The organism is uncultured Nitratireductor sp., assembly GCF_913053745.1.
Classification (GTDB): Bacteria; Pseudomonadota; Alphaproteobacteria; order Rhizobiales; family Rhizobiaceae; genus Nitratireductor.
In genome coordinates, this window is record NZ_CAJXGF010000157.1 from 1 (window position 1) to 9735 (window position 9735).

Here is a 9735-nt window from a genome sequence, read left to right on the forward strand (position 1 = left end):
GGCTATCCGCATCCGCCTGAAGCCTGCCTGATCAATTTCTACGACGACACGGCTAAGATGGGCCTGCACCAGGACCGCGACGAGGAGGATTTCGACGCGCCGGTGCTGTCGGTCTCGCTCGGCGACACATGCCTTTTCCGTATCGGCGAGACGACTCGGTCGGGGCGAACAGTCTCGCTGAAGCTGGTCAGCGGCGACGTGCTGGTGCTCGGCGGCGCGGGGCGGCTTTGCTTTCACGGGGTCGACCGGATCTACCCTGCAACCTCGGCATTGCTGAAGAACGGCGGACGGATCAATCTGACGCTGCGCCGGGTGACGAAACCGTAGCGTTTGCCGCCTGCCAGGCCGGCAAAAGGTCGACCCTGAGCGCGATCCTCACCCGCTCGTCCTCGAAGACGGTGTCGTAGTTCTCGAGCAGCTGCGCCAGATCCGGGTTCTCCAGCAAGGCAGCGATACTTCTGATCGGGTCAATATCGAGGAATACGATGTCGGGCGGCGACGCCTTCCAGTCCGCGACCTTGCGCGCGACGGCTTCGTCCATTCGCATCTCTATGCGTTGACGGTCGGCGGCAGGCAGCTGTGGATCGCGAAGCGCATATTCGCCGCCCATGATCAGCCATTCCGAGCACATCTGCTCGATCCAGGTTCCGCCAAGGCTGCGCGCCCAGGGATGGCCGGTTCCGATGTCATGCGAAACGGATGCGACCACCGGTTTTTCGACGACGGCGTTCAGCTTCGAAACCATAGCCGCCGGCGGCTTGTAGACGCTCCAGGACAGGGCCGTTTGCGAAACGGCCATGCCCGCGGCGACGATCACGGCGATGAAAGCGGCGTTGACCGGGATTTCGCCGTTTTTCTCGATCTCCGCCAAGGCCCAGCGCGCCCCGGCGATCGCGATCGCGATCAGGGTGAGCACAAGGCCGGGCATGGAGTGATAGGGCCAGCCCTTGCCGATAAGCAGAAAGGCGCAGAAGAATCCGAAGGCGCCGGCGCCGAGAGCATATGCCAGCGTGTTCTCGCGCCTCGGCGCGACGGTCATGAAAAGCACCGCCAGCGCGCCGCCGAGAACGAGCTGCTCCCAGTCCAGCGCGAATATCAGGACCGGAAGCGACCGGCGGAAGGCGTAGACGTCCAGCAGGAGCGGAACCATCTGCGTCAGGTAGAGCGGGTGGAACACCCATACCGCCGCGCCATAGGCGATCACTACAACTGCGGCGGCGATCACCTCCAAGGCGAACACAACGCGCAAGGAACGCGCGGACCACGCGGCAAGCAGATAGGGCAACAGGAATACCAGCGCGTAATGCGGTTTCACCATCATCGTGGCGGCTGCGCCGATACCGGCGAGAAGGATCCAGCCAACACGCAATCGTCCGGGGCTTCCGGCGGTCATCCGCCAGCCGGCAAGAACCAGCATGGGGAGCGCGCTTGCGGCCGCGAAATGCTCGCGTTGCGAGAAGGTGTAGGGCGAAAGCAGCAGGAACGCGTATATGCCGACAGGCACGAGGATCGCCGCTTCGGACGCGCCGAGCAGGCGAAGGCGCCGTGCCGTGTGCAAGGCCGCAGCGCCGAAGAACAGAATCCAGATATAGGTCGCGATTTTGGTCCAGAGTTCCGCGGAAAGCGGGGTCACTGTGCCGAGCCAGACCATCGGCAGGTAGAGATAAACCGAAAAGGGCGGATTCGTCTCGATCACGTCGGCATAGAGCTTCTGTCCGGACAGAAGCTTCTCGCCGACCGTCAGGAGCCAGCTGACGTCCTGATGCGTGCCGTTGTTGAGAAAAATGTTCCAGGCGGAGACCGCCAGGATGGCGATCGACAGGACCGCGGAAACGGCCCGGAGCCTCACTCCGGCAACCAAACCGGAGGGCCGGACAGGAGACCGCGCCGCAGTCTCCTCGATTGTCATGACAGACCGTCCCGCCCGGCAGCCGCGCGGTCGAAAACGAACCAGCGCAGGGCGACGAAGTTCATCATGGGCACCAGCACCGCGGTCAGCAGGACCGGGATCGCAAGCGACAGGCCCATCATGTCATGCAGGACGAACGGCAGAAGCGCGGCAAGGCCGAATCCGGCGGCGCTTACAAGCATGAAGCGCGGCGCCTCGCGGCCGTGACTGCCTTCCGAGGCGAATGTGAAGAGCTTGTGGGCGAGATAGGAAAACAGGCCGGCGACAAGATAGGCGCCGAATGCGCTGGCCGCCGAAGGCCACTGGTCGAACGCCCTCGCGAAGGAGAACGCAAGGATCACATAAAGGACGGTCGCCGACAGTCCCACGAAGCCGAAGCGAAGGATCTGCGCGAACTGGCGCGGCGGCCAGCGTTTGTCGTCGAGCCCTTCGGCCTGGATGATCTGCTTCAAGAGGCGGATCTGGTCGTCGGTGTCGAGAATGGTGAATGAGCTTTTCAAGCCCGCCAGTTCCGCATGCCTGCGCAGGATCTTCACGCCGATGGAGTGGAACGTGCCGAGCCAGGGCATGCCCTCGATGGCTTCACCGACCAGCGTGCCGATGCGCGCTTTCATCTCGCGCGCGGCCTTGTTGGTGAAGGTCACGGCGAGAATTTGCGAGGGATAGGCGCGGCCGGAGGCCAGAATATGCGCGATGCGCGTGGTCAGAACGCGGGTCTTGCCGGTGCCGGCGCCGGCAAGCACCAGAACCGGTCCCTCGATGGTTTCCACCGCGAGGCGCTGCTCGGGATTGAGCGCGTCGAGATAACGCGTATCGGGACCGCCCGTACGGGCCGCCATGGCGCGCGCGGCTATGCCGGAAGGTTTTTGCGCAGCCGGAGGGGTGGGAGCGGGATCGTCTTCATCGAAGAACGGAATATCGTCAGGAAAGCCGGACATCGCACCTGCATATGGTGATTCGGGGGGCAAAGCCCAAGGATGTTTTCCATTTGTACCGGTTTGCGCTCCTTGAACCAAGAGGTGCTGAACCGGCAAAGTAGCAGATGCAGAACCCATTGACGTTTCATGACCGTCGCGTCAGGGTGCAATCAGGTCGAACGCAGCCTGCAGTCCGCGCCCGCAAAGGGTATGGCGAATGCGTTCTGATTGTCTCCTTGGTTCCTTTCACGGACGGCGAGGACATCGGCAATGCGGACACTGGTGGATTGTTCGCCGCGATGAAGGACCTTGGACATGCGTGAGTTTTCCAACGCAAAAGCCATGGCGAAAGCCATGCGCTCAGCGCTTGCCGACAAAGACGTTCACATTTCGCACAGCGAGGCGCTGGAGATCGTTGCCCGACAATTCGGCTTCGATAACTGGAATATCCTTGCTTCCAAAATCGCCGAACCCGCGGGAGAAGAAATAATTCTCCAGCCGGCAATCCCGATTATGCGGATTTTCGATGAAGCGAAAGCGCGCGAATTTTATCTCGATTTCCTGGGCTTTGCGGTCGATTGGGAGCACCGCTTCGCTCCCAATATGCCGCTTTACATGCAGGTTTCACGCGGTGACCTCAGCCTGCATCTGAGCGAACATTCCGGCGATGCGACACCCGGCGGCAATGCCGTGGTCTTCATGACCGGCATCAAGGCGCTGCACGCGGAGCTGCATGAACGGCATTACAAATACAATCGTCCGGGTCTCGAAAAGGCGGAATGGGGACTGGAACTCGGCGTAATCGATCCATTCAGCAATCGACTTCGCTTCATTGAAAAGAGCAAAGACTGATTGCAGCGATCAGGCCCCGTCAGTGCTCGCTTTCGCATAGCGAATGGTCGGAGAGCGCGCGCAGAACATAGCAATCGCACATTGCGCCGCTGTCGCAGTTCTCGACAATGCGTTGCAATTCTTGCTCGAGCCTCTGGAGGCGCGCGATGCGTTCGCGCACCTCCGTCAGGTGCTCGCGCGCGATGCTGTCGGCTGCTTCGCAGGGCTTTTCAGGATGGCCGCTCAGGTCAATCAGAGAACGAATGGCTTCGATGCCCAGGCCGAGGTCGCGAGCGTGCCTGATGAAGGTGAGGCGCTCCATCGCTTGTCTGCCATAGCGTCGCTGATTGCCGGAGGAACGCTCGGGCGGCTCGATCAGTCCGGTTTCTTCGTAATACCGGATCGTCGGCACTTTTACGCCCACCCGTTTCGACAATTCTCCGATGGACCACATGGGCACGGCTCCTTTCGCGTTCGCCGTGAATATAGGCATTGCCAGCCGCGGGCAAAAGGATCGCCGCCGCTCACGTGGCTGTGAATGGACCTTTGCGCCGCCGGCTCTAACTTGGAGTCCGGCGGGAACCAACCGACAAATGGGAGTGGAATTCATGCAGGATCAGCCGAAGATCACCCAGGCGATGATCGATGCCTATGACGAGTACACGCACCTGACGCTCGATCGCCGCGCTTTCATGAACAAATTGACCAAACTGGCGGGCTCGGGCGCCGCGGCGGCGGCAATCGTCCCCATGCTTGCCGCAAGCACAGCCCGCGCGGCCATGGTCGCGGAGGACGACGCACGCGTGGTGGCAGAAGACATCACGTATCCCGGTGATGGCGGGGACATGATGGGATACCTCGTTCGTCCGGCCGAAGCGGATGGAAAACTGCCCGCCGTGATCGTCATTCACGAAAACCGTGGGCTCAACTCGCATATTCGCGACGTGGCGCGGCGGATGGCGCTGGAAGGTTTCGTGGCCCTGGCGCCCGATTTTCTCTCGCCCTCCGGTGGCACGCCTGAAGACGAAGACAAGGCGCGCGAGATGATCGGCGCGCTCGACAGCGGCCAGACTGTGCGCAACGCGACGTTGACGCAGGCGTTCCTTGCCGGGCACGATGCGTCGAATGGCAATGTCGGCGCGATCGGCTTCTGCTGGGGGGGAGGCCTCGTCAATCAGCTTGCAGTAAACGATCCGGAACTCGATGCGGGCGTGGCTTATTACGGTCGGCAGGCCGACGCCGCACAGGTTTCGAAAATCGAGGCACCGCTGCTTCTTCATTATGCGGGGCTGGATGAGCGCATCAACGCCGGTATCGATGCCTATCGCGGCGCGCTCGAAGAGGCCGGCAAGAGCTTCACCATCCATGTCTATGAGGGGGTGAACCACGCTTTCAACAATGACACGTCGGAAGCGCGCTACGACAAGGAAGCTGCCGACCTGGCCTGGGAAAGAACGGTTGCCTTCCTGAAGGAAAACCTGGCCTGATTGTCAAATGGCGCCGAAAGGCGAGGGGTCATAATCCAGGCACAGACGCTTCTGGCGCGCGGAGCGGACGATGGCGCGGACATAGATCAGGTCGATGGGAATCGGCCGGTGTTTGCGTTGAAGCCAATAGAGTTCGTCCTCGATCGACTTCAAAGCGCGCCAGAAGTCATAATCGGAGATCTCGTGCGAGTGCGCGAGACTGTTCGACAGGGCTTTGGCTTCCTCGTTCAACACCTGGCTTCTCGCAACCGGCGAATCGACTGTGTTCGTTCGAGATGGTCGGCGCGGGGTGAGGGCGCTTCAAGCCGGCTGCATGGTTAAACTTGTGCAAAGATCCGGCCCGTCTGATCATGGTTAATGAAGTGTTCGTTGCCAGAAAAACTCGGTAAACCTTTGGAAATTAAGATTTATCTGTGTTCTTCCTCACTCATATCCACGAGAGCGCGATTGAAGAAGCGCAGTGCCCTGACATGACTTGCGAAGGCGATGACCCTGGTGGAATCCTTCGGGTCGACGACCGGCAGACGGTCATGCCCTCCCTTGTCGAAAGCCCGTAGCGATGCTTCCAGCGTGTCGGTGGGCCTGAGCGAGGGAGCGCCGGTTTCGGGGTCGTAGCTGACGGGGGCGTCCTCATCTTCCAAGGGCTCCATGAAATCCATCACGCGAATGACGTGGCCGAGCGCCTTATGCGGTCCTTCCACAAGAAACAGGCCGCGCATCTCCAACTGCCACTGGAACCAGGAATGACCGTGGATGGTCTGCGTGATGCCGTGGGCGACGGCGACGGTCAGCAGCAGCGCAATGGAGAGTTCGTAACCGCCGGTCAACTCGAAGACGATGACAGTCGTGGAAATCGGGGCGCCAAGAACGGCTCCGGCGACGGCGCCCATGCCGAGAATTGCGTAAAGTCCTTCGCTCGACGCCATGGTGGGAAAGACGGACGCGGCGATGATGCCGAATGCCCCGCCGGTCAGGGCCCCCAGGAACAGGGCCGGCGAGAAGATGCCGCCGCCGAAGCGCATGGCCAGCGTGATCGAGGTCGCCGCCGTCTTTACGACAATGAGCGCCAGCATGGTGACGAGGGGCAGACGGTTCCAAAGCGCCATGTCGGTGATTTCGTAGCCGACGCCTAGAACATGAGGGAAGGCCACGGCAATGCCGCCGACGATCACGCCGCCGACCAATGGTCGTGTCCAAAGAGGAATGCGCACACCACGGGCGGCGTAATCCGAGACGAACAGGGAGAACTGGAACAGGATGGCCACCAGCGCGGCCGTGACGCCAAGCAAGGCAAAGGCGGGGAACTCCCAGAAAGAAGTGATCTGGTGTGTCGGAACGAGAAAGGCCGCGGCGCTGCCGAACCACAATCGCGATGCCACCGCGCCCGCCGCCGATGCAATGACGATGGGCACGAAAGAGCGCATGGCGTAGTGCCCGAGAATAACCTCGTGGGCGAACAAAACGCCGGCGATGGGGGCGTTGAACGAAGCGGAGATGGCGCTTGCGACGCCCGCTCCCAGGAGGGTGCGCCGGCACCATTCGGGCAGATCGGCGCGCCAGGCAATCGCGGTGGCAAGCACCGCACCCAGATGCACCACCGGGCCTTCGCGTCCGGCGCTTGCACCCGAACCCAGAGACATCGCCGTCACGAAGGCCGAGAGCAAACCGTCGCGCAGCCGAAGTTTGCGGCCCGACAGCGCCCGCGCTTCTATCACGTCCGCCACAGCGCCTGTGCGCCGCGCTTCAAGCCGGGTAAGCAACAGACCGACCAACAAACCGCCCACCACCGGTCCGGCCATGATCCAGTACCAGGGCAGCGAAAGAGCCGCGGTGAAGACCCGTTCCGAACGCGTGCCCAGCCAGAACAACTGAAACACACCGATCAATTCGCGAAAGACGATTGCGGCGATAGCCACACCCAGCCCGAGGAACAGCGACAGAACCCACACCAGCGGAAGACGCGCCTTAAGAAAGGCGCTGACATTCGGCTCTATCCATGTCCGCAGAATCTGCGGTAGACGCTTTATAAGCTTGAACGAGGCCAGCATAACCGACCCTAGCCCCTTCGCCGCCGGATTGCGATGGACCGTCCAGCGCGTTCGGGCCGCGACAGGTTTTTGTGCACGGCATGCACCGCCTCGATCCGTTCGACCACATCATCGGGGAAGGGGGTGACCCTGGGGCCGGCCATGTCGATGTGAAGCGTAAGCGTTTCGCAGGTCGCCGCCAGCCAACCCTCTTCGGCATGGCGCAACTCCTGATAGGAATGCAGGCGCTTCTCGTCGTGGTCGAGGAGTTGATAAGTGCCTTGGACGCGGTCGCTGAGATGCAGTTCGCGCACATAGCAAAGATGGATTTCGGCGGTATAGGTGGTCAGGCGCCGCGTCTGCGCATACTTGGCTCCCATGCCGAAGCGCTCGGAAGTCTCTTCGTATGCGCGGTCGAAAAGAACGGTATAATACGCCATGTTCAGATGGCCGTTGAAGTCGATCCAGTCCTTTTGCAGTTCGAATATGCTGGAGCGATGGGGCGCTTCATCTTGCATTGTTTTGGGTATTCCTAGCCTGTGGACTGTTGTTCGACTTGCGGCATTTGTTTTGAAGACAACGATCGCAATTGTCATCAAAACTGCTTTATTGCGGCAGATTCGGATAGAAACGAAAACGCCCCTGCGCGGCAAGGGTTGGACCATCTGATTGGAGAATGTGAATGGCGCTGGCGGAGTTAGAGAAGGTGGAACGCAACGAGGACGGCATTGCACTGGTCCTGGATCTCTTGCGCCAGCGATACGGGGATCGTCTCGTTACAGGGCAATCCGTGCGCGAACAGCATGCCCACTCCACGAGCTACATACCGCCGCAATTGCCTGACGCGGTGTTCGCCCCCAACAACGCGGAGGAGGTGCAGGACGCGGTGCGCATCTGCGCCGAGCATCGCGTGCCGGTCATTCCTTTCGGCACCGGCTCTTCGCTGGAAGGGCATGTCAACGCGCCTGCCGGGGGTATCTCGCTCGATCTGATGAACATGAATCGCATTCTTTCGGTCAACGCGGAAGATCTCGATTGCACGGTCGAACCCGGCGTGACGCGCGAGGACCTGAACCATTATCTGCGCGACACCGGCCTTTTCTTTCCTATCGACCCGGGCGCCAATGCGAGTCTGGGCGGCATGGCCTCGACGCGCGCATCGGGCACCAATGCCGTGCGCTACGGAACGATGCGCGACAATGTGGTGAACCTGCAGGCGGTGATGCCGGATGGACGATTGATCACCACGGCGCGGCGTGCCCGCAAAACCTCGGCCGGCTACGATTTGACGCGGCTTCTGATCGGCGCGGAGGGCACGTTGGGCGTGATTACCGCGATGACCTTGAAGCTCTACGGCATTCCGCAGGCGATTTCCGGTGGCGTCTGCCCGTTTCCGGATGTGGAATCGGCCTGCCAGGCAGTCATCACGACGATCCAGATGGGGGTGCCGGTGGCACGCATCGAATTTGTCAACGCACTCGCGATGAAGGCGATCAACGCCTATGCCGACCTCGACTATCCCGAAAGTCCGTGCCTGTTTCTGGAATTCCATGGCAGCGACGCCGGCGTGAAGGAACAGGCCGAGACGTTTGGCGAGATTGCCGAGGAGTTCGGGGGCGGACCGTTTCAATGGACCAGCATAGCCGAAGAGCGCACAAAGCTCTGGAAGGCGCGCCACAATGCCTATTGGGCCTGCGTGGCGCTTCGTCCGGGCACACGCGGACTTTCAACCGACGTTTGCGTGCCCATTTCGCGGCTTGCCGAGTGTATCGTCGAGACCGAGGCGGACATTGCCGAGACGGGTCTTCTCGCGACGGTGCTCGGCCATGTGGGCGACGGCAATTTTCACGTTCTGGTCCTCATGGATATGGACGATCCGGAGGAGATCGAGCAGGCGGAGGCTTTTGTGACGCGCCTCAACCGCCGTGCGCTTTCCATGGACGGAACCTGCACTGGCGAGCATGGAATAGGCCAGGGCAAGATGCGGTTTTTGGAAGAGGAACTCGGCGATGCGGTGGATGTGATGCGCGCGGTGAAGCGCGCCGTCGATCCGCTGAACATCATGAATCCCGGCAAGATTGTCGGCACAAGGCGCACATAAGCGCGGATTGTGAGAGCATCGGCCGGCCTGCCCCTTTAACGCCACTGAAATCGGACTAGTGTAGAGCGGCAGGCGGCGAACTCCAGGGAGACAGATAGAACTGGCCCGGCTTTTTGTATTCTTCGGTGGACTCGTGGTGCTGGCGCTGACCTCGGCGCTGGTCGCGCCCTATTTCATCGACTGGAATCACTACCGCTCCGCGTTCGAGCGCGAAGCGGGGCGGGTGCTGGGCCGCGAAGTGCGGGTGGAAGGCACGGCGCGCGCACGTCTGCTGCCGTTTCCCTCGCTCACATTCACCGATGTCGTGGTGGCCGGCGAAACGCCGGAGGCCCCCGGCATGACCGTTGACGAATTTTCCATGCATGCAGAGCTTGCGCCTTTCCTGCGTGGCGAGGTGCTGATTTTCGACATGCAACTCACCCGTCCCCGGGCGCGTATTGCGATCGCTGCGGATGGGGGCATC

The 9735-nt window shown here is 61.3% G+C and carries 11 protein-coding genes and 1 pseudogene; 5 read left to right on the forward strand and 7 right to left on the reverse strand.

Annotated elements, in window-relative coordinates; translation table 11 throughout:
* A partial coding sequence (locus tag QZ638_RS19720) for an alpha-ketoglutarate-dependent dioxygenase AlkB (protein WP_295813606.1) occupies positions 1–327 on the forward strand: 327 nt, incomplete at its 5' end.
* On the opposite strand, the gene QZ638_RS19725 is transcribed toward QZ638_RS19720, so the two are convergent.
* From QZ638_RS19725 to QZ638_RS19735, 3 genes and pseudogenes are all read right to left on the reverse strand, one after another.
* Positions 293–1909 carry a hypothetical protein gene (locus QZ638_RS19725; RefSeq protein WP_295813607.1) on the reverse strand — a complete coding sequence of 539 codons (1617 nt, stop codon included), beginning with the start codon at positions 1907–1909 and terminating at the stop codon, positions 293–295. The two genes, QZ638_RS19720 and QZ638_RS19725, sit on opposite strands and share 35 nt — an antisense overlap.
* Complete coding sequence (locus QZ638_RS19730) at positions 1906–2277, reverse strand: GtrA family protein (RefSeq protein WP_295813615.1); 372 nt, start codon at positions 2275–2277, stop codon at positions 1906–1908. The genes QZ638_RS19725 and QZ638_RS19730 overlap by 4 nt, the downstream gene beginning before the upstream one ends.
* 12 nt (positions 2278–2289) lie before the next feature.
* Positions 2290–2847: pseudogene (locus tag QZ638_RS19735) on the reverse strand (ATP-dependent helicase); the annotation flags it as partial.
* Between the two features lie 294 nt (positions 2848–3141).
* Between QZ638_RS19735 and QZ638_RS19740 the strand changes: the two are divergent.
* Positions 3142–3678, forward strand: a complete 537-nt coding sequence (locus QZ638_RS19740) for a glyoxalase superfamily protein (RefSeq protein WP_295813608.1) — start codon at positions 3142–3144, stop codon at positions 3676–3678.
* Between the two features lie 19 nt (positions 3679–3697).
* Here QZ638_RS19740 and QZ638_RS19745 read toward each other — a convergent pair whose 3' ends face one another.
* On the reverse strand, positions 3698–4111 hold the full coding sequence (locus QZ638_RS19745) for a helix-turn-helix domain-containing protein (protein WP_295813609.1): 414 nt from the start codon (positions 4109–4111) through the stop codon (positions 3698–3700).
* A 154-nt stretch (positions 4112–4265) separates the two neighbouring features.
* Here QZ638_RS19745 and QZ638_RS19750 point away from each other — a divergent pair, with 154 nt between their 5' ends.
* The gene (locus QZ638_RS19750; protein ID WP_295813610.1) at positions 4266–5144 is read left to right on the forward strand and encodes a dienelactone hydrolase family protein; all 879 of its coding nucleotides are present in this window, start codon (positions 4266–4268) and stop codon (positions 5142–5144) included.
* A gap of 3 nt (positions 5145–5147) precedes the next feature.
* On the opposite strand, the gene QZ638_RS19755 is transcribed toward QZ638_RS19750, so the two are convergent.
* The 3 genes from QZ638_RS19755 to QZ638_RS19765 form a co-directional block, all read right to left on the reverse strand.
* Complete coding sequence (locus tag QZ638_RS19755) at positions 5148–5375, reverse strand: hypothetical protein (RefSeq protein WP_295813611.1); 228 nt, start codon at positions 5373–5375, stop codon at positions 5148–5150.
* Positions 5376–5551: 176 nt separating this feature from the next.
* Positions 5552–7192, reverse strand: a complete 1641-nt coding sequence (locus QZ638_RS19760; RefSeq protein ID WP_295813612.1) for a chloride channel protein — start codon at positions 7190–7192, stop codon at positions 5552–5554.
* A gap of 8 nt (positions 7193–7200) precedes the next feature.
* Positions 7201–7689, reverse strand: coding sequence for a thioesterase family protein (locus QZ638_RS19765; protein WP_295813613.1), 489 nt, complete (start codon positions 7687–7689; stop codon positions 7201–7203).
* A 164-nt stretch (positions 7690–7853) separates the two neighbouring features.
* Between QZ638_RS19765 and QZ638_RS19770 the strand changes: the two genes are divergently transcribed.
* Together QZ638_RS19770 and QZ638_RS19775 are read left to right on the forward strand one after the other, a co-directional pair.
* The gene (locus QZ638_RS19770) at positions 7854–9272 is read left to right on the forward strand and encodes an FAD-linked oxidase C-terminal domain-containing protein (protein WP_295813614.1); all 1419 of its coding nucleotides are present in this window, start codon (positions 7854–7856) and stop codon (positions 9270–9272) included.
* A 100-nt stretch (positions 9273–9372) separates the two neighbouring features.
* A partial coding sequence (locus QZ638_RS19775; RefSeq protein ID WP_295813616.1) for an AsmA family protein occupies positions 9373–9735 on the forward strand: 363 nt, incomplete at its 3' end.